This is a genomic window from Chitinophaga filiformis (assembly GCF_023100805.1).
Lineage (GTDB): Bacteria > Bacteroidota > Bacteroidia > Chitinophagales > Chitinophagaceae > Chitinophaga > Chitinophaga filiformis_B.
The window spans coordinates 5,256,281-5,280,390 of the sequence record NZ_CP095855.1 but is presented as its reverse complement, the minus strand read 5'-3'; the positions used below and the strand labels follow the sequence as shown (position 1 = coordinate 5,280,390).

The window sequence follows — 24,110 nt, the reverse complement described above, 5'->3', positions numbered from 1 at the left end:
AGTTCGAGGTCGCCTGCCAGCCCCGGACGGAACCAACGTTTTGAACTCCCGCAAAGTAAGGTCAGTGCTTAGCGTGGAAAATTACATCATAGACCAAACCGACAGTTTTAATGCTGCCAGGTTCAGACTAAGCTTTAGTTACAAATTTACCAGGAGGGAAGGCCAGGTTTTCAGAAGCCGGAAAGCGGGGAATCGCGATTGATCCGATAGCAGGGCCGCTGACATTGATCCTTCTGCTGTAGCATGTTTCACCATCCGGATAAGTGCTGGTGACCTTTTCGGATCAGCCTGGAAAAATAGATAATCAACACAGCTACAAGCACCCCCTGCAGTATTCCTGTTAGTTCGAAAAACAAATTGTCCGGCATTTCATAGATGCCATTCGGATATAGTTTTTCCATATCCTTCTCCGGAAGGCTTATGAAGAAGAGAATATTCTTCAGCACATGGTTATATAGTCCCTCAAACACGCCGATGAGGATGATGGAGGTAAGTAATGTAAGTATCCAATATAGCCTGAATATCCAGCGGTTAGTGTGTACAGGAGAGAGCAGCCGGTCCAGTATCAGCGTGAGTATGATTACAGGAATGCTTAAAAAGAGGACATGCAGGCGCCACGGCGTATTATAAATAATTGCTCCGTAAATGTGATGAATGGATGTCAAAACCATTAACAGGATGCTAAAAAGCGTCACTTTCTTCTGTTCGTTATTTGAGATATCAGCCATAATAAATTTATCTTTATAAAAGCGAAGTTAGAATGCCGGTGTAAAACGATCAATAAGTTACCAGGCAGTAACTATCAAATTGTAAAGCTTCTTGTATGATGGATACAAATGGATACGATACCTATTCCTGCCCTGTTGGGAAAACCATTGAATTGATCAGCGGCAGATGGAAGCCTATTATCCTTTATTTGATCCAGCACGGGGTGAACCGGTTTGGGTTGCTGGAGAAGAAAATGCCGAAGATCAGTAAAAAGGTGTTGACGGAACAATTGCGGGACCTGGAAAACCACGGACTTATCACCCGTGAAATAAGAAAAAGTAAACAGCCCCAGGAAATCATTTATGGTTTGACCGCCTCCGGTACTTCATTACGCGAACTCATTGATAAGATATTTGATTGGGGAATCACAAACATGCTGGATGAGGCTTCGCAAAAGAGAGCCAGGGAGATGGTAATCCAGGATCGAAGCGGAAGATTGCCAACTCACATGCATTAGAACAAGGTAAAACAAAACAAGCTATGAAAACGGAACTATATCGTGCGTTAAAAGCGATAAATGTTGAAAATCTTAGCGAAGAGGATAAAGAAGAACTGCTACGGTTTTTTGTTGTTACAGAGAACCATGTCATTAGAAATCAAATAGCTTTCATTTTTTCCGACGCTAAATATAATAGGGCGATTCCTTTTATAATTGAAAAAATCAATGACAAGAAGTTGTCGCATCACAACGGGTCTTTGGTATATGCATTGGAGGATTTGGACGTGAAGGACCGGTTTATTGAATTTGTAAAGATGGTCTGCGAAATGGAGTATGAGCCAAGATATCAGGCGTGCGAAATTCTACGAAAATATGCTCCTGGGATTTCTGAGGAAGTTAGAGAAAAGTCCCTGGAAATGTTGGAAGAACGTCGGATACTTTTGGAAGCAACTGCCACCGACAAAGGGCCAGACAGCCCCTTGAACTTTGTCGAGTATTCAATAGAATTGATAAAGGGGCAACAGAACCAGGCCGATAGTTATTAGTTGCCGGAAATGGAGAACGGAGTAGATGTTTTTTTTACCTGGCTGTTATACCTGTAGCTAAAAATGTATACTGTACTACCTATTGATAGAGGGCATCATACTACCACTGTATGATTTTCGCGGGGTATCACTACCAATGAAAATATCTTACTTAATAACTCATTGATAATGAAAATGTATATCTTAATTAAAGAGACTGTTCCAAATAATTTGGTACCAGTAGTTGCTGCGCACGCTTCTTTAGCTTGTTACAAAAAGTTTGAAGAAGATGGTGATATGGAAAATTGGATTAACTCAATATTTAGAAAAGTTGTGTGTAAAGTAAATGATATCGAGTTCGAAAATTCAAAAACAGAGACTAAAAACCTGATACTGACAGAAAGTGCGTTAAATAATGAAGAAGTGTGTATAGTATTTTGCCCAAGAAAGGAATACTCTAAACAATTTAAGTATTTCAGAATGTGGACACCTAACGTAGAATAGCCGCCGCTCGAAGCTATATCCAACTGACTAACAGTAGGTCACACAAATCGCAGAATTTATAAGAATAAAAATCCGCTACGAGAGCGGATTTTCTGTTTGATGACCAGGCAATGGTTCATTACAGCCTTTTCAAAAACTCAGTAGCCTGGTTGACGAATAAGTTTGCATATTGAAAAATAGAACCATGATTAGCATCAGGATACAGGCTCAGTTGTGCATTGGGCATATGCCGGGCCATGATATAAGAATTGATGGTAGGAACAACAATATCGTCATTTCCATTCACAATAAATACCGGCTGGCGGGTTTGTGTAAGCCTGTCTAAAGAATCGGCACCCGGTTTAGCCCAATCCAGGATAGCATGCAATTGAGCCATGATGCTTTTGTTTGTAGCATCAAAGAAGAGTTTAAAGGCGCCCCGATGTTAATCAGGGCGCTTTTTATACTTTGATTAATTACCCAATTAATTATTTGCAGCCTGGGTAAGTATTTCTGTCAGTTTCGTCTCAAGATCTTTTCCAAATAAGGTTTTGCCGATAATATTCCCGTCAGGATCAATCAGAAAGTTCTGTGGTATTGCACGAACGCCGTATAATTTAGCGGCCGAATTATCCCAGGATTTAAGGTCAGAAAGCTGAAGCCATGACACCCCATCCTTTTTGATTGCAGCTAACCATAAAGCTTTACTTTCCTGTCTATCAAGTGATATTCCTATAATAGTGAAGTTTTGGTCCTTAAATTTATTATACATCTTAATAAGATTAGGATTTTCAGCGCGGCAAGGTCCGCACCAGGATGCCCAAAAGTCAAGCAGTACATATTTGCCACGAAAAGAAGAAAGTTTAACCGGATGTCCTTGTGTATCAGACATCTCAAAATCCGGCGCCTTTTGTCCAATTGCAGTTACCTTCATCTGCCGGAGGGTTTCGGCGAATTTTTTACCTTCAGGGCTGTTTTTTACCCTTGCTGTTAATCCGTCAAACAGAGGTTTTACTGCCTCATATTCTTGTTCGTAAGCTACCTTTGGCAATAGCTCTAAACTGAGCTTTGCGTCGGAATGGGACTGTATAAATTTTGTATACGCGCTTGTCGTCAGTTTGCTGTACCTTTTTTTAAATGCGGCTAATTTAGTTTCATAATCCGGTGTGGACGCAGGAGATTCACGGCCTTCCATGAAACGTTTGTCTTCAGGGCTCATTTTTTCGAATTCCGCGTCTACGAGGTTATTAAAGTCGGTATAATCATTGTTCGAGGGTGTCCCGGTTATCTGAATACCTTGAACTGTACTATCTTTTGCTTCGACTTTGATAGTACCGGGTTCGATAATAACTGTACACTGTTCAAGACTATTTGCTCTAATGCCTTTCGGCACAAAAGTTAAAGTTGCGGATACCGGCGAAGAGGACGCTTTCCCCGTAAATTTAAAAAATCCATTTTTCAGCGTTACAGAATCCAACATTTCTCTGCCATTCATAGTATATGCGAGGTAAGCTTTAACCGGCGCGTTATAAGTGCCGTATTTACCCTCGATTAAATATTTGCCATTGTCCTGAGAAAATACAGTGAGCGGAAACATTAACCAGGCGGCAATCATTAATTTCTTCATATAAATTATTGAAAATTTAGTGTAGTAATACTATATTTAAGGTACTTCAACGGTAAATTTTGCTTCATCAGGAGGGAGACACTGGTTATCGTTGCAGACCATGAATTTCACCACACCCTTTACGGTTGCCTTTTTCCCCTTTAATTTTATCTTTTGTTGAAATGTTACTGAAGTTTCAAAATAACCGACTTCCATCATGAATTCAGGTTCCAACCGGACAGTTGGTGCTGGCTCAATGGTATTGCCCACCAGATCGTAGGCCTTTGATTTTTCGAATTTAAATTTAGTCGGTTGCGGTCCACCAGGCTTAACATACAGGGAATACAAATGCCAGCCTTTAGCCAGTGTAGCAGTTACAAATACTAAAGCTTCATTTTTACTTGTTTTCTTAGCAGCATAACTCCACCTGACCGGATCTGACATCTGGCCAAACCCTTTGAATGTAAGAAGAATGGCTATGATAAGGATGATAACAGATTTTTTCATTTAAAGCTTATATTTATATCAATTAATAATTGCAGCATGCTTTTTTGTAATTTCTACCATCGCTTTTAATTTATAATACTCACGGTCTGAAGAACCTGCATAACCAATTCCTTCCATACGAATAACTCCCTGAGGGTCGATGATGAATTTATGAGGCGTTCCTTTTGCTCCTATCGCTTTAAAAAGCGTCATATCAGGATCCCGTAATACGTCCAATGCAAGCTTGGTGTGGTTTACATATGCCTGAACAGATTCCTGATCTTCTGCAATATCTGTTACGTACAGTTGAAAGGGCTGATCCTTATACTCTGCGGCTACACGCTCAAAAGCAGGAAACGCAGCTATACAGGGTTTGCAGATGGTACTCCAGAAATCAATCACCAGGATCTTTCCCTTGCAGTCTGATACCTTAAAGTTTTTACCATTTAACGTATAAATCACAACATCCGGAGCAGGTTTCCCGCTTGCATTCCAGCTGGTTTCCAATTCGTTATAATAGTGCTGATAAGCTTCCTTTTGAAGTGCTGTGGCATATTTTTCTGACTCACCCGGATGTACTTTCTCATAGATGGATTTAAGCGTTGCCAGCAACTTAGGGTTGGATTCTGCATTTCGAACAGCAGCAGATAGTGTATCTATCGCTTTCTGGTCCTGACCGGACGCTGCCAGTATTATTGCGTAACGGTTAATAAAATTGGGTTTAGAATCTTTGAAATAATTCAGATCTCTCATCTTAGGTTCCAATAGTGCTTTTTGAATTTTTTCTAAAGCAGACTGGGTGTGCCCATTGTAACTATCTGCCAGGGCAGATATTTCCAGGAATATCTCGTGTGCGCGTTCAAATTCGTCCTTAATAGCCCCGCTTTCGAGACCAGGTATAAATTCGTTCGAGATTTCAGTGATCCAGTCAAGGTGTTTTTTGTCATCCACCCATGGCTCCAGGACATTTGTTAATTCGAAAATTTGCAGTCCATTGTCAATAGTGGTCGTCTTCCTGTATTCTTTATACTTGTCTATGTTTTCCTGTGCCAGCCAGTTTATTGCCAATTCGGCACGGAAAGCGTTATACATCCTTTGGTTGGTGTTATTTATTGGTTGGTTTTTGATCAGATCTTTATAAAATTTTTCCTGGTCCCGCACTTTGCCGAGTATTTTGAACTCCTCAAATTTCTCTGCGAGCGGATTGGGTTGTTGTGCGCTGGCTGTCAAACTGATCACGAGCGCAATGCCCAAGCTCCTGAAGCCATTAAACAATGTATTAATTCTCATATTTTAATTTTAGATTTTGTGATAGTTAATTTAAAGGAAGCATGATCAAGCGATCCGCTATACATTATTATTGATTATCTGTTAATCCTTTATTCTGGTTTAACATCAATTCTCCGAATTTCATGGCATAGCGTTGAGGCTTTAATGTATAAGATTGTACGACATTCCCGTCAGCGTCAATCAGGTCATGATTCGGTTTAATGTGATCATGATAAACAGGATCAACCGATAAACGGCGCATGTCAGACCACCGCAGACCTGAAAGCGCAAATTCTCTTACCCGCTCATCAAGAATAAAGTGCACCAATGCCTTCTGGTCTGATGCGACGGTTGAGGGTACTTTGGCGTCTGCAGCCGGCATTCTTTTAGCCCTAAGTAGCTCAAGGTCTGCTTTCGCATTTGATAGATCACTATTCCGGGCATAGATCTCTGCCCGCATTAAATACATCTCAGGTAAGGACGGTCCCTGGTCCAAGAAAAAGTTGGGATAGCGACGCATTTGTTTGGGGTAAATAAATGTGCCGAACATTTCAGTGTCAGCATACAGTAGCAAGCGTTTATCAGTTGGGCTAAAAAGAGAAGCAACATAAGGAGTGTAAACTATTGCGTCGGCAAAATCTAATCTCCATACTGTAGTTGATATGTTGTAAATAGTTTGACTATTATTAGCTGCAAGTGGCATATTTGACAATGCTCCTAAAAAGTTAAGCGGAAACCAGGTGCTGTCTGTATCAGGATCCAAAACTATATTGTAATCATATAGCGCTAAGGGAATTGTCGATCCCGATAACTCAGAGAATGCCGCGTCAATGTGTGTTTTGGCTGAGCTGAAATCCAGCATATTCATATACACTTTCGTCAGGAAGAATTCAGCAGCCATTTTTGAGAACCTGCGTCTGTGTACCAGGGCGCCTACATCTGGCAATGCCTCTGCAAGATCTTTGATAACCGCCGAATAACATTCACCAACACTTGAGCGGGTAAATGATGTGCGGGTAACATCAGATGTGGTTATAATTGGTATGCCCGGATCAGTTGTAGCTGACGAAGGGTTATAGGGTAGCGAGAAATCATTTAAAAAGGCTAAGTTGCAAACAGCCCTGCCAACTTTTGCTTCGGCCAGTAATTGTCTTTTTTGCTGATCAGTACCCTGTGAGGATGACATTACCTCGTTTATTACTTTGTTAAAAAGGTATAGTCTCTGAATATAACCTGTAGGTGCTGTTATTTCCTGCGGCAATTCATCAGACTCATAAACCCTGTCTTCATACCTGAAGAGACGTTGCACTCTTAATGGTACTCCATCTATATAATTTTTCTGCAAAGCAACGTCATCCCCGAGGTAGACGGGTGCCGATAGTGTAGTCTGGAGGAATATGCCATTTAATATCTGCTCATAATCATTCGTAGTTTGGGCAATCAGTGATCCTTTGGGCTGTATTTCCAAAAATCTCTTTTTGCAGGAGCTGCCAAGTAGCATTACGCAAAGAAGCGACGTTATTAAATAGTATCGTATGGATGGTTTCATGACTGTTAATCTTTTTTAAAGTGTGATATGGGCACCTAATGTGATTGTTCCCTGCCCGGTACGCAGATTCCTTATTGCCCCCGTGCTTCCGGCTGTGAGCGTTGGGCCAACGTTTCCCAGCGACTGGAACTCAGGATCGATGCCAAGATGATTTGCTTTCCATAGCATCAGATTGGAGACCTGTGCCCTGAATATGACAGCCTCGGCATGAATTCTCTTCAGCAGAGAACTCTTAAGATCGTAGGATAAAGTAATATCCCGGACTTTTGCAAACGATGCATTAAAAACATTGGTGTTGGCATAGGTGTAATAATTTGTGTTCCTATTGCCGCTAACTGCACTTGTAGCTGCATACCTGGGAATGTTTGTAAATTTCTCATCACCTGGCGCTTTCCAACGGTTTATAAACTCGCTGTGCATAAAATTAGAGTAAGGCACGCCAGACCAAAAAGTATTCACATCACGAAACAGGACGTTACCGCCATTATAGATAATATTGATCCCTAAGACAAAGTTTTTATATCGGAAATAATTTGACAGGCCGCCGCTATAAACCGGCTGTGAACTACCTTTATAGACTACATCCAGCGCTGTTGATGCGTTGGGGCCTGAGGTAATGGTTCCGTCAGCTTTTGTTATTTGTGGATCCCCGGAATTGTTTAAGCCTGCATAATTGTAGGCGAATACGGTAAATGCAGGATGTCCTGCCAAAAATCTTGTGGAGATCATACCCGGTCCTGTTGTAATTGGCGTAGGATTGGCCAGCTGGGTAATTTTATTTTTGTTGTATCCCAGATTAAATGAAGTAGACCAGGTAAAAGCACTGGTACTGATATTAAGTGAATTGAGGGAAAGATCGATTCCCTTATTATCCAAATCTCCATAATTACCAATGACTGAAGGATATCCCGTAAGTGGGGCAGTGCTTAGCGTGCCTATCAGATTATTTGTCTTCTTGAGATAAGCATCCACCGATCCGTGCAATATGCCGTTCTTTATTTCGAAGTCAAAGCCGAGGTTGTAGTTTTTAGTGAGTTCCCAGGATAGTTTTTTATTTGCGGGTGCGGTAACGACCAGGCCAACTCCTGTCGGGTAATTCACATTTGTTTCAGCATGTAATATATCCCAGGATGCAGCGGTACCGGGCGTAGGTGCGTTACCGGTGATACCGTAGGTTAGCCGGACATCCAAATGGGTTAACCATGTAATTGGCTGCATAAAGTGTTCGCTGCCCAGTGCCCATTTGCCGCCAATACTCCAAACCGGCCTGTTTTGGGCTGAGTTGTCAAAGCCAAATAAGTTACTCCGGTCTACACGCCAGCTGCTGTTCAGGGTATATTTATGAATATATGTATAGCCCAGGTTGGCATAGTATGACGATGTTCTTGTTATAACACCTTCTCCGCCTGTTATATTATTGGCTAAGGTCCTTGTGCCACCCGGAACTGTTCCGGTAATTCCGGCACCCAATAATTCATAATTAACAGGTCTTGCTATCTGAAGCTGGTCATCCCATCCTCTATAGATCACAGTAGTCGAAATTGGGGAGTTGCTGGTTGCTTCCTGCCCGGCCATGAGGGTAAATTGATGCTTATCCTGCCAGGTATTGTCATAAAACAACTGGTTTCTTACTGTCCAGCTCCTCAGCATGTCATCGGTGGCAGTAAGTCGTCCACCATAAGCCGGAACATTATAAACCGGGGTGCTATTGATCGTTGGCGCCTGTGTGAAGGTCATCACTTCATCCCTTACCAGGTAGCTGTTCTGATCTAACTGAACCCGATTTTTTGAAGAGTTGATACTGTAGCCAAAGGTTCCTGCATAATGCAGCCCTTTTAAGATCTTTAGTTTTACTCCGCTCACTATCCTGGTGGACAGTGCCGTTCCTTTAGCATACCCTCTATTGATTTCCTGCAACGGTGAATAATCCAGATTAATACGGCTTCTTGCCTGGTAATCTTCGCGAAGCTCATCACTGTAATTACCCATATGGTTAACCGTTAGTGGATTGCCTGCCGGATCGGCGAGAAGCTGGTACGGTACTAAGTCCAGGCTTGGTACGGTTAAATTGTTGCTACTTGTAACCCGATTAGTTAAATCGGTTATCAGGTAGGCTTGAAGACTTGTATTGAATTTAAAGTCTTGTCGTAAATTAATCTTGTACCGGTTGTCTTTTTGGCCAGGTGTGTTGTTTACTACTCCTATATAATTAGCAGAGCCATAGAAAGTGTATGCCTTTCCACCACCGGAAACAGATACGGTATGATTGGTGGTCGCCGCAGGCCGGTAAAAGTACTTTCTGATCTGACCAGCATTGTCAATACGGGACAGGCTATCTAACTTCGCATTAGCCTGATCCTGGGATATTGCGCCTCTGTATGCGTCATACTGATATTGTAAATGTGGTGTAACAGGTGCTATCAACTGTACTGAGCTCCAGGAATTGCCACCAACGTATTGAGGGAAAAGTTCTTCTGCCGTAGTTATAAACTGGCTGCTATTCATTTTCTGAATATAGCTTAGGTCCGGAGTACCCTGAAAATTGTAATATCCATCGTAATCAATTTTCAGATTATCACCGGGGCTCCCTTTTTTCGTTGTAACTACAATTACACCGTTTGCAGCCTTGGCGCCCCAGATAGAAGCGGCGGTAGCATCTTTGAGTATGGTGATGTCCGCAACGTCCTGCATATTGATATTCTGGATTGCATTATCCGGTAGCTGAACACCGTCAACAACTACCAGGGGGCCTCTTGTTGAATTAATAGAGGTCAGTCCCCTGATTAAAAGAGGGTTAGATCCTGCATCAGGAGCATTATTTACCGTTAAACCGGGGACTAAGCCATCAAGCCGCTGTAATATATTTGTACTGTTTGACCTGTCATACATTGCATGCAGGGCAGGTTTAGAGAAAGCTCCCGCACTTCGTTCCTGCGACAGGGTCTGATAACCGGTAGAATAGGTGACTTTTATCTCCTGCAGATCATTAATAGCCAGTTCAAGCTGAATTGTGCCCAGATCTGCTGATGCATTCACTTCCCTATTAGCATAACCCAGGAAAGAGATGATTAACGTGTTATCAGCGGCAACTTCTGTCAGGCGAAACGATCCGTCTGAGCCTGACAGCGTTGATCTGGTTGCACCCTTTACTTTGATCGTAGCTCCCTGCAGTGGCTGTTTCAGAACATTCACCACAACGCCCTTCACATCTATGAGCGGGGCGGCAGCAGTAGTTTTAGTACTTGTTTGTATTGGATGGATCAGTATGGCTTTATTTTCCCTGTCAATGTTATAAGTCAGGTTGTAGGGCGTAAGTATTTGATTAAGTGCGACTTCCAGGGGTGTATTCTTAAAGGCCACATTTACTAATTTATCTTTTTCATCAGTAGCTGACCACACTGAGCTATAACCGGTTTGGGTTCGGATTTCTCTGAACACTTTTACCAGGGAAATATTTTTTTGGTTGAGTGTAATACTTTGTGCTTTACCGGATGCACTCACTAGTAATAATAACAAGAGTAAAGGGATGGCAGATAGCTTTACATTCCTTAAAATATTAAGGGCACAGCGAGGGTGCTGCATAAAATCTGTTGCAGAAATTTTATACATTTACATGCTTTTAAATCATGAATTATAGAAAACGTTCATTCCCGATCACATCGGAAAAGATTTAAGAGTTTGAAAAGGAGTGTTCCAGCACTCCTTTTCCTTTTACAGAAAAGATCATTTAATTATTGTCATGCTGTTTTGTGTTTTTTGGATAATCGTCATTTTACTTACTTAGCAGTATTTTGGTTGAAATAAAAAACTTTAACTGTTCTGCCGTCTATATTAAAACGGACCTTTTTCGTCATTTCAAGAATGCTCAGGACATTGCTGATGTTGCTGGAACGCGTGATGGTTGCCAGTACCGGAATTCCTTTTATTCCGGCATCCTGATATTCAACTTTAACATCGTACCACAAACTGATCTTTTGCATGGCGCTTTCCATGGTTTCATCAAACATGAAATATCCATCTTTCCAGGCAATCATTTCTTCAGCGTCTACCTCATGAACTGATAATTTCCCTCCATTAAATAAGGCTTGCTGACCTGGCTTTATTCTCTTTATGTTCTTGTTTGTTTCGATCTGAATGGCGCCTTCCAACAAGGTAGCAGCTACCTGGCCATCGCCAGTGCCGGTATTAACATTGAAATGAGTACCTAAATCGCGTATCACACCAGCTGTAGTTTTAACGGTAAAAGGCGCATCTGTCCGATGTTGCACTTCGAAGTACGCCTCGCCATAAAGGAGCTCCACATCGCGGTTCCTGTGTCCAAATTTTTCGGGGAAACGGATGGCGCTTGCTGTGTTCAGCCAGATTTTAGTACCGTCACCCAGGTTTAACTGGTAAACACCTCCTCTCGGTGTCCTAAGTGTATCGTAGGTTATTGGCTCCGTATCAGTGATCGTACTCTTATTATAAGTAAGCGATCCGTTAGCATTTTCCTGAATTACGAGGTCCGTATTCGGAACAGTGATTTTCTGTAAGCCGGTGCCGAGCAGTATTCTTTTGCCATTCCCCATGGAGAGTTCGGCTTTATTTTCACCTGGCCTGATATCAGTGAGTGCAATCTTATTATGATCAGCAGATAACTGCCTATTGGAGTGCAATAAAAAGTACGCACCGGTAGACAAGACAATCAGGACGGATGCTGCGATTGAGATATATTTAAGCGGGAAACGGCGCCTTCTGGTCAGAATAGCGTCCAGTATTTGCTCAGCCTCTTCTTCCGGAAGCTCCTGTTTGGACTCAAAATCATTCCAGATATTGGCCAGGAGATCGTCTTTTTGTTCATCGCTAAGTTCCCTCAGGAAACTGAACAATTCGGCTTCTTCCTGCGGGTTACACTGGCGGTGGATATATTTTGACAGTAAAAGTCTTATTCTATCTTCAGACATTTGTTTAAACTTATTTAGCACGGGTTTCCCATGCGTATATCTGTAAGACGATCAAAAGACCAAAACGTGCAAGAAAGATGCAGATTTTTTTTCCGACTGTTAAAAGCGGGTAATTATAATGAACAGGGTCAGAAAGAGGTTGGATTTTAAGGCATTCAGGGCATTTCTGAAGTGGCTTCTTATGGTAGGAACAGAAAGACGCAGTTTTTTAGCAATCTCCGGGTATTCAATCCCTTGAAGATGTTTTAGTTCATAAACCAGCCGTTGTTGTTTGGGTAATCTTTGTAAAGCGTTTTCGTATTTTGTTTTAATTTCTGCAGCCTTGATATCCTCGAAAGGATCATGGGCAGTAGCTTCTTTTGAGAGCACACTTAGATGTGAAAGCACCGTAGACTCGCGTGAAGCCCGCTTCAGATGATCAAGCGCAGCATTCCTTGCCATACGATAAATTAAGGCATTAAAGTTTTCAATTTCGCTGGCACGATGGCGCATTTTCCATATTTTCAAAAAAACGTCCTGGACGATGTCTTTCGAAATTTCTTCTGAGGAGGTGATCCCCAGGATGAAACCGTAGATCTTATTTTTATAGTTGTGAAAAAGTACAGCGAATGCCTGCTCATCGTCAAGTGTAAGCGCATTAAGTAATTCCCGCTCCCTTTCACATGTAAGCTTTTGCATCCTAATAGTATAAAGTACCCTGATATATTATATAATTAATCACATTCTAAATAACCATACTAAATCAGCCGTGATTGAGCCGCAATTAGTTTATACATTTCGTTAAGATTTAAGAAATATGCGTAAAGTATGAAATAAATCTAAATATTCAAAATGCTCCGGATTTTGATTTACGAGATCTGTCCTGTTTATAATTAAGGCCAGTAAGTAATCTTAAACTCGGTGGAGAAAATAGGAAGGGGTAAGAAGCGTTCAAAAGGGGGCTATAAATAGGAGGACGATGATTTCGTCACATTTTTTACAGGGTTTACGTAATAATTCCTCTCCCGACACAATTCGGTTCTATCTTTCGAACTCCAATGAGAAAAACATGAGAACTATCACCTTATTCTTGATCACTACTATCAGCTGTACTGTATGGGATGCCAGGGCACAGGATAAAGAAATGTTTTATAGCCGGGCAAGGGCTCTGGCAAAGCAAACAGATCCCGTAAAGGCTACAGATTCAATGTATGCCATCATTCAGGACCTTCACCTTAAGAATTCAGAAGATGTTGACATGTTGAAAGGGGAAGTAGCAATGGCTTACCTGCGTGTTAACGATGAGGCGCAATTTGAAGCCTATATTAAACAGATCTGGAACAAGTTTAATCAGACTTCTTATCTGAATATGGGTGCGGAAGAGCTCTTAAATAAGAAAATTAATCTGGCATATGCAGAAAAAATAGCAGCCCAAACGGTAAACTTATATTTATCTTATAAAGATGATCCGGCAGCTAAACCAGCTGAATTTCCACTGGAAGACTGGAACCGTTTTATGCAAATGGCGATGTATCCCTATTATGAAACCTATGCAGCCATTCTTCATGCAAACGGAAAAGATAAAGATGCGCTCTTTTATCTAAGAATGGCTTTAAAAAATGAAGACATGGATGGGCTGAGTCCTGAAGTGGCGGAATTATACAGCACCCTGCTGCTTGCTAACGGGCTGGAGGATGAGGCATGGGATATATTGCTTAAAATGGCAGAAGCGGGAAGAGGAAGTAGTGCTATGCACATCCAGCTTAGGAAGCTGGGTGTTAAAAAATTAGGTAGTGAGATACGTACTACCGTATTTTTGGACTCCATCCGACAAAATCTGGAGGCTATCCACCTTGCGTCATTAACTCAAAAAATGATTGTTGATACACAGGCTCCGGATTTCACTGTTTCGGATCTTAACGGAAAAGAGGTATCGTTGGTAAAATTGAAAGGCAAGATAGTTGTAGTGGATTTCTGGGCTACCTGGTGTTTGCCTTGTATAGCTTCTATGCCAGCGATGGAGAACCTAAGGAAAAAGTATCCGGAGGTGTTGTTCCTGTTTATCGCTACTAAAGACAAAGCGTCTGCCGTAAATGAATATTGTAAAAAGAATAAACTTCCTGTACATACATTCCTGGATAAACCCGCAGCAGATGTTGCCAGTTCTTTTAAAGTGAGCGGTATTCCCACTAAAGCTATTATTGACAGGAATGGAAATCTCAGGTTTCAAACAACGGGGTATTCGTCTGATCAGGAACTGATGCTGGAGATGGAGGCAATGATCAAGATTGTAAAGGACTTGTAGGGCTATAAATAGTGGGTCGATTCCGGAAGACTTTGCCAGCTCTTCTGCTTCTTCCAGATTTTTGCCGAGAGGCCCATTCACTTAACACACTTTTGCCTGCCGAAAAGGCTTCTTTAATGATATTGTAGTGTAGTGGCACCCTAACGGATATTACTGTATCGGAGCGTTGGATGCTTTGGGGGGGTTGTTAATGTGAATTATTGGCTGAGTTGGGCTTTATATCCACGACGAAAATCGCCTGGAGCCGCTTTCGAAGATTACCTTCCTCAATATTACAGGTATAATGGCTCTGGTGATCAGCAACAGCTGCGCGTGTAGCTTTGGTATTCTGTTTGTCGTATAGAAACAGAAATTATTCAGATCAAACTTAACCGGGCTAAACAGGAATATGCACGACCTTTTTATCATCATCATTGCCGGCATCTGGGGTACGCTGCTCATGACAGGAGCGATGTACCTGCTGTTTCTTATTACCAGGAAAAATTATAAAGTGGTAGGCATCCTGGCTACTATGGTAACAAATCACACTACGCGAGACAAAGGACTAACAAAGTCCCGATCAGATTTATTCATAGGTGTGGTTTTACATTACCTGATAGGTATTATATTTTCATTTATCTACTACTTTCTTTGTGAATCAGCCGTTATGGAGCCGGACATCAGATCAGGTATGCTGTTTGGTATGGCGGCAGGGATTGTGGCCATGATATTCTGGTATTGTTTTATTAAGATGCATCCAAACCCGCCGTTAATACCCTTATATTCTTACATAATTGTTGTAGGGCTCGGCCATGTTATTTTCGGTCTGGGCCTGTATATGGTTTTTATGCGGTTTTGACTGAACATTTCACCAGTTTCGTCTTCGCTTAATAACTTTTGGGTATGGAGCAATGGTTTACCGAATGCGGGAGCATTATCCTTATTATCCCAGACACGACTTTACAGTCACAGTGATCAGGAGTTTTGATTTGCCTTCAATCGGAACGCTTTTTCTTATCCTGATTGGTTTATCCAATGTTTTTTCTTTTCCAGGCTGCTATATCAATTAACAAAGGGCACAGGCTTCTTCCAAAGTCAGTGAGCGTATATTCGACCCGGGGAGGAAGCTCCTTATACTGTTTCCTGGTGATCAAGCCATCAGCTTCAAGCTCTCTCAATTGTTCGGTTAACACCTTTTTTGAAATAGCAGGTACCCTAACCTGGATTTCGCCAAAACGTCTGGTATTTTTGGAAAGCACATGTAAAATCATCAACTTCCACCGCCCTGCAAACAGGGCTATCGCTGCTGTAACAGGACAGTCAGCATGGTCCAAATTATTTTCCATTAGTCACTTTTAGGTTACCACTTTTTGTCTTGTTACCAAAAGCAAGGGTAACTTTTCAAAATCAATATTTGTTTCTTTGCCTGACAAAAGTAATTAATCTTAAAACAAAAAATATGATTTTAGTAACCGGTGCAACAGGGAATTTAGGTAAAGCCACCATTAATTCATTATTAAACAGAGGTATAGCCCCAAACGATATTACTGCATTGGTGAGAGATGAAACGAAGTCGGCAGAATTAAAATCAAAAGGAGTTCAAATAAAACTTGGCGACTATCAGGATTTTGAGTCTTTAAAAAGTGCGTTCCGGGGCGTGAACAAGCTGCTGCTTGTATCTTCTTCATCAGATATAAGCAAGAGGTTCGAGCAGCACAAAAATGCGATCAATGCTGCCAGGGAAACTGGTGTTGGCCATATTATCTATACGAGCTTTGACATGAAAAATTTACAACAAAGTATAATGGCGGAGGAGGTTCGATATCATGCATACACAGCTGATTATCTAAAACAAGTAGCCATTCCTTATACTTTGATGGATAATACCATGTATGCTGACATGATTCCCGTATTATCTGGAAAGGATATATTAAACAGTGGTATTTCTATTCCTGCCGGGGATGGCAAAACTCCCTTTTTGCCAATAACGGAAATGGCTGAAGCTTTAGCCGTTGTACTGACTACTCCCGGCCACGAAAATAAGGAATATGTCATTGCTGCAGAAACCGCTTTTTCCTTCGGGGAGATTGCTGACCTACTATCAGAGATTACCGGAAAAACAATAACTTATAAACAGCCGGAGGTAAGTTCATATATTGCATGGCTTGTACAGATCGGTGCTTCTGAAGATGATGCAGCGTACATTGCAAGGTTCTGTGTGGCGATTGCTAACGGAGAATTCGATACCAATAAAAGTGATGTAAAACAATTACTGGGTAGGAGTCCGGTCAGTTTAAAAGATTTTTTGCAAAGCATATACGGTTAATTGATAGAAACGTAAGTTAATACTGGAAAGTTCTGGCGCTGTAATTTGTCTGCACGCTATTTTTCATAATTTATCGGCACGTGATGTAATCATCGAGCTGACAGGCAGGACCAGAGCAGGCCTTGACAATATTAAAAAACCAAAGGTCGGAGATGTCTCCGACCTTTAATACGCGTGTAATCTTACGATTTGTCCATTATAATTCTTGATTTCTTCTTTAAGGCTTATAGCTGTGTCTAGTAAACATGCAACACTGATAATTTTACTTTCTCTTTTTTCAATTTCATACAATTCCATAGGCATCTCATAAGATTTACCATCATTGGCTTGACGAAATTCAATCACTTTTGGAACCAATTGCATAGTTTCATTATTATACTCTTTTGATCGTTCTAGTTCTGATAGTGCCAATTTATGAAAATAGCTATTTGACTTTGAATTGATATCGTTAATTAGTTGTGCTATATGTAAATTTTCATCATCAGTATCATGGCTTTTATAGTAATACTTGTTCAGGAAAATCGTCAATTCACCACAATAGCAAATAGCATAATTTAAAAAACCATTTAACTCATCAGACACACAGCTATCTTCAATCCACTGATCTGTTAGTGAGTCGTAATCTCCTAATAAGTTATAAAAATATCTTAGTTGTGATGTAGTAGTGAATTCATAGAATAAATCTAAACCATAATTGCGCATTTCCTCATGCGTTTTGCCAGCTATACTAAAATATTCAATATTAGGCTTTAGTTTTTCAGTTCTTTCAGAAAACCAAAAGTACAAGCTCCAGAGTTCCTCGGTTGACAGCAGTTCGATGTTGTTATCTATCTTGCTTACTATGGTATTGAACTGCAAATTCTTCTTATTGTTGCTATGATTTTCAGAGAGGTATTGTTTGTAAGAAAAATTAGCATCCTCTTTAATCAAAGTAGATAGTTTATTGCTTGCAATTTCCTTATCGAATTTGAAAAAGTATAATTGTTCTGACATTATCTATTTAATACTTATTGGTTACTATGTTCTTTGATAGCGGAAAGTTACTGGAATGCGCTGTTATCGGCTGGTATACCTGTTTTGATGTTATCGCTGTCTTGAGTAAGATACTAAAACCGCGCCGCAGGCAAACGGTTTGCAGTCTACAAGTTTTAACGCTAATTCATTTTTTAAAGGATTGAAGGTTTGTTGTCCGTTACCTAATGCGGCAGGGTTTGCAAGTACATAATACTCGTCGATTAAATCATGTTGTATTAATGACGATACAAATGAGTCACCACCATAGACAATGATGTCTTTGCCATCTTTATTTTTCAGTGCTTTTATTGCCTCTGCTAAATTGCCATTTATAATGGTTGTATTGTCCAAATTGCTGTCCTTGAGGGTATTTGAAAAAATCACATTTGGAATTTCTGCAAACCGTATTCCGAGTTTATGCTCACCGTCATTGGGATTGTTTGCCACTTCAGCCCAATATGGAATAAACCCTTCCGCGGTTTTTCTACCATGCAGAATGCAGTCCACATTGGCGAGATTGTCGATACTAAAGTCCGACATTCCGCTGTCCCATTTATTGTCAAGTAAGATGTTCATTTGTAATTTTATCTTTCTCATTTTATTAGTTTTTACAAAAGTAACCAGGTTGTCTTACTACCCAGGTAGGCTATTGGGACATTTTAAGGGTGATTTACGACAAGCAGTGTGGTCGCTTTTGCTGGGACCGACTGATTTCAGCCGGCCCGACAAAAAAATGCCCCCTCAGATCGTTGGATTTGAGGGGGCATTTTTTCAATAAGTTTAAGCGGTTCCTGGTCGTCCGCTATTTAAAAATGTTCAATTCCTCATTATAAACAGGACTTTGTATGCCCAAGAAATTTAAAACGCTGTGAAATACATATTCTTGGGACAATGAATTTTCTGTGTTCAGTTGTTTTAAACTGTTGTCAGATGTCCAAACTATAAAAGGAATTTCATATTGTTGTTTTGGCGCCAGTCTTAAAGGCATACCATGCATGTATAGATTTTTTTCTCCTAAAGATTCGCCATGGTCGGAAACAAAGATCATGGCACTTCTATATTCCTTTAATTGTTTTAAATCTTCAATTACATTGTATAAAATATAATCGGTATAACCAATCGTATTGTCATAAGCATTGACCAGTTCTGTAGTAGAACATTTTGCTAATTCAACGCTATTGCAGACTGGCTTAAAAGTTTCGAACTGAGGCGGATATTTTTTGCTATACTCAGGTCCATGACTTGTACTTGTGTGCAATATTATCAATACCTTATTTTTTGTACTTGCTGCTATTTGCTCTTTCAGATTATTCAAGAGAACTTCATCGTACTCGCATCCCTCGCCCTTACAGTCTTTCATCAGCGCGTCTTTGCCCAGGTAATTCTTTATATGAACCGGTGGTTCTCCCCAGTTTGTGGTTCTCCATGCAACCTCTACGCCATTTCTATATAAATAATTGGGCAGAATCTCATACAAATCGCCGGTATTTTTGTGTTCTAAAATGCATTTTACACCCGCAGTAGTGTAGGTGGCGCAGGAGGTAGCATTAAAGTGAAATACACCAGGGGTTTTTGAAAGAAGCGGATTGGTATTTTTACTGTACCCGTATAAAGAGAAATTTTCCCTTCTGGCGGATTCTCCGATCACTAAGACTACAACCGATTTCTGGTTATCCTTTATAGTGGCATCAGGCAGTAATATTTCTTTTTCATTTTCCTGTTGTTTATGTATATAATGCAGAGAAAGATTTACTGTGTAACTCCATGGCATTGCAAGCCCACCTAATACTGGCGAATTTTTATCAACCCATAACCAATTTTGGGCATTGGCAAATACTACAATTAACATAAATAATAAAGTAGCTGAAGTGATGGCCAAAAATCGCTTGAATGTTACATATACTATTTGGGCTTTAATGATAATAATAGCAGGAATAACACCAAGCACAATTGCATAGAGTAGTAATTTTATGGAAAAGAAACCAGCAGCCTCAGTATAATTGGTATTTAGCACATTGCCTACCATGCCTCCATCTATTATAACACCGTAGGTATTGATAAAGTAAACCGCAATTGCGCTGACAACAAAGAATAATACCAGGATGATTTTTCCTACAAAGCGTAATAGAAAGAGCAGCAAAAAAAAGGCAAAAGCATTTGCAACCACCGCCAGAATAATAAAACAAATAATTATGGTGATGCCGTTAAAACTTTTATAATCTACATTAGTAAAAATGAATTTGAAAAAGGGAAAATGAAAGAATAAGAAGTTAAGACAACTTAGTAGTAAAGAAAAGTGGACGATTTTTATATTATCTTTTAATAAACGCATAAGCCATTTTGTAGATCGGAAAAATCACGCAAATTAATACAAAATATAATATTATCAAATTTTTGTCGATTACCTGGCTGATCAATGACATAAAACAAGCCAGTAATGATAAGATAAAAATAGGATAGTATTTTTTATTGTTGACCCAGGCCCAGATGCTATACTTCCGGCTGATAAAGATTCCTGCCAGTCCCGAAATATATCCGACAATACTGCCAATGATAACGTCTAGCGGATAGTGCGCTCCTACGCCTACCCTTGTAAACGCAATAGTTAATCCTGTTATGATTGTAAAAAGAACCCATAAGATTTTATGGGGCGGCTTTTCGGGCATAAATGCAAACAACAGAACAGTAAATGTTGTAAATACTGTAATTGAGTGTCCGGATGGTAAACTGGCAAAACCAACAGCTTTTTTCCCGATAATAACAAAGCAATTATTATCAAACATTACAGCGGGTCTCGGCACGCGAAGTATATTTTTTAAACCGACAGAGAATACAAGGGAAACAAGCGATGCCGACATTAATGACTCCCACATTTTAGGCGCGTACAATATGAAAATGCTTAAAATAGACAAGATAATTGAAGCATCTCCTAATTGGGTAAGATTGTAAATGATATCCGGGTATTGGCCTAAATTATAGTTAATAAAAAAGAAAACGTCCTTTTGAATCTGTACATATTTATCAGTGTGTAAAGCATCCTTGTGGTGTAAAAATAAAGTAATTGCGGCCAACAAGGATATGGGCAAATAAAATAGAGATGGTTTGAGCTTAGAATAATTATTAATAACCTTTACATTCATTGCACATTACTTTTTTTTACAGACCTGTTTGATAAATCGCCAGATGACTTCACCGCTTTCCAGAATGTGAGCGTTGCTGACCGGCTACATCGCCGGCAAGTTGAATAAAGTCTTTTTCCTGTGAAGTCATTGGGCTTATTAGATATTATGCCGCTAATGGTAACTTTCTCCTGCGGATATGCATGGACTACTACTGCCAAAATAAAGTGGCAGAAAGGATATAGATGCTGCTTTCATTTACTAAGAGATAACGTTCAATGTTGATGTTGGGCTAAAGTATATTTTTGTTGACTCCGCGTATTTTTATATATACAAAGTGCCTTACTTTATATATTAAATCAGCCTTTAGATATAGTAAAATAAATTGCACGTTAAGATTTAAGCGAAAGGAGCCATATTTTATTCAGCTTTTAGAAGAGGTTTACCATCGATTATTAGCTACTTAATGCACATGATTATTAGAATGGGCTGGAAGGTAGTGCTTTTCGATTTGCATTTTACGAAACTAGTAGTATCTTTATCGGTATTTTAATTCCACCATTAACCCATTTCCACGTATGTTATCCAGATTTACCAGCGTCATGCTTACCTTTCTATTCATAATGGCGGGTAAGGCCTTTGCGCAAAAGGCGGAAAATTGTAACTGTACCGACATTATGCGTTTTGTGCAGCAAAAAGTAGAGACTGTTTATGCCGGATTCCCCAACAAAGTAACTGCTGCTAATAAAAAGGAGTATGATCTGTTGTTGAAGATGCTTATTAAGCAATCATCTGCAATACATAACGTAGATAGTTGTTATTTGCTGACCCGTCAATATACCGCATTTTTTAAGGATGCACATGTCAGAACACAATATAACTGGGAATATGTCCGTCAGCACCGTGAGCGGATTGATTCTCTGAAGAAAGTGATGTACAACGGGAAGGTTCTAACTTCACATATCACCAACAGTACTGCCTTTAAGCAGATAGATGATAGTACTGTATTATTAACGCTACCATCTTTTGAGCAAAAGTATAAGGCAATCATTGATAGTCTTGTGAAATCGAATGTGGAGCTGCTCAAGGCAACACCTCATCTCATAGTTGACTTGCGTAATAATGATGGTGGGTATGACATGACATATGCTTCATTAATGCCGTTTATTTATAGTAATCCATTTGTTGTATACTACCGGGAAGTAAGGGTATCTCCTGACGCAATAGCGTTATACAAAGAAGCCCTTGGTAAACCAGACATCGGAGATCAAATGAAAGCGTTTTTTGATCGTGCTATCGCCTTACTTGAAGAAAGAAAGGCCGGGTTTGTCAATTTTGCGGGCAAATGTACCGACACCATTAAAATGGAACTGTTTTTTTCCCGCCCGGAGAGAGTTAGTATCATCACGGATAGAGCTACTGGAAGTTCTGCAGAGAATTTTGTAAGTATGGCAAGACAGAGCAAGCGTGTGACTGTTTTTGGTGACAACACACGAGGAGTGGTAGATTACGGGGATGTTGTCTGGTTGAATCCACCCGGATGTCCCTTCATGGAATTAGTCATTCCTACCCAGCGATCATGCCGTCTATCTGAGGCGACAGTTGATAGTATAGGTTTTCCACCTGATGTGCGTATTCCGGCGGATGTTGACGCATATCAGTATATATTGGACTGGGTGACGAAACAGTCTGTACGCAGTAAAATAAATCCGTAAATGATGGGGTCCTGTTTGGTTTAAATCCTTCACCAGGAAATTCGACAATCTGACTTCGCTGTCTTTGTAATCACGGACGGTTCAAAGTCTATGTGCCCAGTAGCGACATTTTCGAAAGGAGGGGAAAGACGGAGTGTGCTAAAATAAAAAAAAGGCTTGTAAGTCAATTGCTTACAAGCCTATTACGTGCCCAGGACTGGATTCGAACCAGCACGTCCTTACGAACGCTGCGTTCTAAGCACAGTGCGTCTACCAATTTCGCCACCTGGGCAGCTAACAGATTATTAATCTAGCATTTTTTTCAAAAACGACAAAAAAATTTTGCTCCTTAACTGGTAGAAACGTTGGGTTCTCACCGTTGTAGATAAGATTAAACGGTACCTAAATATAGGCTGTTACTACACATACTACTGGTCTCACTCCTGAATGCCAGGTAGGTCTTAATTTTTTGTTGCCGCCAGCTTTGAGGTAGCTGAAGGACATCCTGACCAGTCCTTCTTTTGGCGCCGCATAAATTATAAACTGCTTGCCCTAGCGCAGGCGCATATGCCAGTAGCATAACATGATCCGTACCGGCGGGGTAATCTATAGCGGGGGTCCAGTTGAATAGCAGTGTATCGCCCTGCAGGAAGACGGTAGGATGAAGGTCATCGGTAATGATCACGCCTTCCGTAACACGCAGTTTGCTGTAGTCTATTTCATAATTGGGGTAACTACCGGTTATGGCGTGGTTCAGCTGATAAGCTACGGCGGCGTTATAGGGGGTGAAGGTCTGGTCTTTGGCAGTTGCTGCAAAGCCAATTTTTACAAAAGGAGAAAACCCGTTTAGGACGCTATTGATGATCCGCATCTTCGCCCGGCAGGCCAGCTGTTTCTCGGTGGGAGGTTTGGTACTTTTTTTAGGCCGGGAGCGGAGTATATACTGTCCTTTCAATTCATAGCCCACTGCATTACCTATCATTCCTGAGAAGCCGTTTAAGAGCCCTTTTTTAAGTCGTGCCATGATATTATATTTTTTATTAATTAAGTTGTGCTATAAGGGTATTTCATTTGGGTCTTCCAGATAGTTTGGTCGTAGTTTGGTCGTAGTTCAGTCGTAGTTTGTTCGTAGTTTGTTCGTTCGGGAGCGATCAATGGGCGATCGAACTATGATCAATGTCCGGTTTAGTCACGTTCATTTCCGCTATAAAGATAGGGGAGAAGAGGCGCAAAATGACTGCCGCTTGTAAATATATTCCCGATCTCCAAAGTACAATACCGGATGTCCAAAATCGCAATGGTGCGGCGCTTGCGGATTTTTCAATTAATGATAAACAGGGAAGGGCCTTGCCATCTGATGAAAGCGATTGCAATATGCAATCGGTTCGAAAAACACATCTAACGTCGACACATATATTTTCTGAATTATTTTTTTTGTCGTGTATTTGTTTCTTCATTAACTTGCTTTTATAATTATCATGCTTGTATATAGCTATCGATAATGAGTTAACCTTTTCGGTAAGAAATCATTATTTTCGCTACTTATGACAAGAAGGTAAGCGTTTAACGAAATCTCGTCGCTCAAATCTGACAGTTTAGGTACGAGGTATAAGTTGAAGCGCTCAAC

The 24,110-nt window shown here is 40.5% G+C and carries 22 protein-coding genes and 1 tRNA gene; 7 read left to right on the top strand and 16 right to left on the bottom strand.

What is annotated here, in order from left to right; genetic code table 11:
• Nucleotides 1–248: 248 nt before the first annotated feature.
• A complete protein-coding gene (locus tag MYF79_RS20455) occupies nucleotides 249–728 on the bottom strand; it encodes a hypothetical protein (protein WP_247809593.1) in 480 nt (159 codons plus the stop codon).
• Between the two features lie 95 nt (nucleotides 729–823).
• Between MYF79_RS20455 and MYF79_RS20450 the strand changes: the two genes are divergently transcribed.
• The 3 genes from MYF79_RS20450 (at nucleotide 824) to MYF79_RS20440 (ending at nucleotide 2,235) form a co-directional block, all read left to right on the top strand.
• On the top strand, nucleotides 824–1,225 hold the full coding sequence (locus MYF79_RS20450; RefSeq protein WP_247809591.1) for a winged helix-turn-helix transcriptional regulator: 402 nt from the start codon (nucleotides 824–826) through the stop codon (nucleotides 1,223–1,225).
• Nucleotides 1,226–1,248: 23 nt separating this feature from the next.
• Nucleotides 1,249–1,752 (top strand): hypothetical protein, encoded by a 504-nt coding sequence (locus tag MYF79_RS20445; RefSeq protein ID WP_247809590.1) that lies wholly within the window; start codon nucleotides 1,249–1,251, stop codon nucleotides 1,750–1,752.
• Nucleotides 1,753–1,920: 168 nt separating this feature from the next.
• Nucleotides 1,921–2,235, top strand: coding sequence for a peptidyl-tRNA hydrolase (locus tag MYF79_RS20440; RefSeq protein WP_247809588.1), 315 nt, complete (start codon nucleotides 1,921–1,923; stop codon nucleotides 2,233–2,235).
• A gap of 118 nt (nucleotides 2,236–2,353) precedes the next feature.
• On the opposite strand, the gene MYF79_RS20435 is transcribed toward MYF79_RS20440, so the two are convergent.
• The 8 genes from MYF79_RS20435 to MYF79_RS20400 form a co-directional block, all read right to left on the bottom strand.
• Nucleotides 2,354–2,611, bottom strand: a complete 258-nt coding sequence (locus MYF79_RS20435) for an alpha/beta fold hydrolase (RefSeq protein WP_247809586.1) — start codon at nucleotides 2,609–2,611, stop codon at nucleotides 2,354–2,356.
• An 87-nt stretch (nucleotides 2,612–2,698) separates the two neighbouring features.
• A complete protein-coding gene (locus tag MYF79_RS20430; protein ID WP_247809585.1) occupies nucleotides 2,699–3,841 on the bottom strand; it encodes a TlpA disulfide reductase family protein in 1,143 nt (380 codons plus the stop codon).
• Between the two features lie 36 nt (nucleotides 3,842–3,877).
• Nucleotides 3,878–4,327: a protein-disulfide reductase DsbD domain-containing protein gene (locus tag MYF79_RS20425; RefSeq protein WP_247809583.1), complete on the bottom strand. Its 450-nt coding sequence runs from the start codon at nucleotides 4,325–4,327 to the stop codon at nucleotides 3,878–3,880.
• An 18-nt stretch (nucleotides 4,328–4,345) separates the two neighbouring features.
• The gene (locus tag MYF79_RS20420) at nucleotides 4,346–5,596 is read right to left on the bottom strand and encodes a TlpA family protein disulfide reductase (protein ID WP_247809581.1); all 1,251 of its coding nucleotides are present in this window, start codon (nucleotides 5,594–5,596) and stop codon (nucleotides 4,346–4,348) included.
• Nucleotides 5,597–5,663: 67 nt separating this feature from the next.
• On the bottom strand, nucleotides 5,664–7,043 hold the full coding sequence (locus MYF79_RS20415) for a RagB/SusD family nutrient uptake outer membrane protein (RefSeq protein ID WP_247809580.1): 1,380 nt from the start codon (nucleotides 7,041–7,043) through the stop codon (nucleotides 5,664–5,666).
• Nucleotides 7,044–7,139: 96 nt separating this feature from the next.
• On the bottom strand, nucleotides 7,140–10,523 hold the full coding sequence (locus MYF79_RS20410; protein WP_247809578.1) for a SusC/RagA family TonB-linked outer membrane protein: 3,384 nt from the start codon (nucleotides 10,521–10,523) through the stop codon (nucleotides 7,140–7,142).
• A 377-nt stretch (nucleotides 10,524–10,900) separates the two neighbouring features.
• Nucleotides 10,901–12,067: a FecR family protein gene (locus MYF79_RS20405; RefSeq protein ID WP_247809576.1), complete on the bottom strand. Its 1,167-nt coding sequence runs from the start codon at nucleotides 12,065–12,067 to the stop codon at nucleotides 10,901–10,903.
• 99 nt (nucleotides 12,068–12,166) lie between these two features.
• Complete coding sequence (locus MYF79_RS20400; RefSeq protein WP_247809574.1) at nucleotides 12,167–12,745, bottom strand: RNA polymerase sigma factor; 579 nt, start codon at nucleotides 12,743–12,745, stop codon at nucleotides 12,167–12,169.
• A 370-nt stretch (nucleotides 12,746–13,115) separates the two neighbouring features.
• Between MYF79_RS20400 and MYF79_RS20395 the strand changes: the two genes are divergently transcribed.
• Nucleotides 13,116–14,351, top strand: a complete 1,236-nt coding sequence (locus MYF79_RS20395) for a TlpA family protein disulfide reductase (protein WP_247809572.1) — start codon at nucleotides 13,116–13,118, stop codon at nucleotides 14,349–14,351.
• Between the two features lie 388 nt (nucleotides 14,352–14,739).
• Nucleotides 14,740–15,189, top strand: a complete 450-nt coding sequence (locus MYF79_RS32520; RefSeq protein WP_410688306.1) for a DUF6789 family protein — start codon at nucleotides 14,740–14,742, stop codon at nucleotides 15,187–15,189.
• A 169-nt stretch (nucleotides 15,190–15,358) separates the two neighbouring features.
• On the opposite strand, the gene MYF79_RS20390 is transcribed toward MYF79_RS32520, so the two are convergent.
• Complete coding sequence (locus tag MYF79_RS20390; RefSeq protein ID WP_247809570.1) at nucleotides 15,359–15,676, bottom strand: winged helix-turn-helix transcriptional regulator; 318 nt, start codon at nucleotides 15,674–15,676, stop codon at nucleotides 15,359–15,361.
• 113 nt (nucleotides 15,677–15,789) lie between these two features.
• On the opposite strand from MYF79_RS20390, the gene MYF79_RS20385 reads away from it, so the two are divergent.
• Entirely contained in the window at nucleotides 15,790–16,656 is an 867-nt protein-coding gene (locus MYF79_RS20385; RefSeq protein WP_247809568.1) for an SDR family oxidoreductase, read from the top strand.
• Nucleotides 16,657–16,821: 165 nt separating this feature from the next.
• Here the strand turns inward: MYF79_RS20385 and MYF79_RS20380 are convergent, their stop codons facing one another.
• The 4 genes from MYF79_RS20380 to MYF79_RS20365 all read right to left on the bottom strand — a co-directional run bounded on the left by MYF79_RS20380 (nucleotide 16,822) and on the right by MYF79_RS20365 (nucleotide 20,810).
• Entirely contained in the window at nucleotides 16,822–17,649 is an 828-nt protein-coding gene (locus MYF79_RS20380; protein ID WP_247809566.1) for a hypothetical protein, read from the bottom strand.
• Nucleotides 17,650–17,739: 90 nt separating this feature from the next.
• Nucleotides 17,740–18,267, bottom strand: a complete 528-nt coding sequence (locus MYF79_RS20375; protein WP_247809564.1) for a dihydrofolate reductase family protein — start codon at nucleotides 18,265–18,267, stop codon at nucleotides 17,740–17,742.
• Between the two features lie 205 nt (nucleotides 18,268–18,472).
• Nucleotides 18,473–20,002: a phosphoethanolamine--lipid A transferase EptA gene (gene eptA / locus MYF79_RS20370; RefSeq protein WP_247809562.1), complete on the bottom strand. Its 1,530-nt coding sequence runs from the start codon at nucleotides 20,000–20,002 to the stop codon at nucleotides 18,473–18,475.
• Nucleotides 19,983–20,810, bottom strand: a complete 828-nt coding sequence (locus tag MYF79_RS20365) for a phosphatase PAP2 family protein (RefSeq protein ID WP_247809555.1) — start codon at nucleotides 20,808–20,810, stop codon at nucleotides 19,983–19,985. Before MYF79_RS20365 ends, eptA begins: the two co-directional genes overlap by 20 nt.
• 557 nt (nucleotides 20,811–21,367) lie before the next feature.
• Between MYF79_RS20365 and MYF79_RS20360 the strand changes: the two genes are divergently transcribed.
• Nucleotides 21,368–22,504 (top strand): S41 family peptidase, encoded by a 1,137-nt coding sequence (locus tag MYF79_RS20360; protein ID WP_247809554.1) that lies wholly within the window; start codon nucleotides 21,368–21,370, stop codon nucleotides 22,502–22,504.
• A gap of 187 nt (nucleotides 22,505–22,691) precedes the next feature.
• On the opposite strand, the gene MYF79_RS20355 is transcribed toward MYF79_RS20360, so the two are convergent.
• Together MYF79_RS20355 and MYF79_RS20350 are read right to left on the bottom strand one after the other, a co-directional pair.
• Nucleotides 22,692–22,775: transfer RNA gene (locus MYF79_RS20355), tRNA-Leu, on the bottom strand.
• Between the two features lie 99 nt (nucleotides 22,776–22,874).
• On the bottom strand, nucleotides 22,875–23,507 hold the full coding sequence (locus MYF79_RS20350) for a DUF6266 family protein (RefSeq protein ID WP_247809553.1): 633 nt from the start codon (nucleotides 23,505–23,507) through the stop codon (nucleotides 22,875–22,877).
• Between the last annotated feature and the right edge of the window lie 603 nt (nucleotides 23,508–24,110).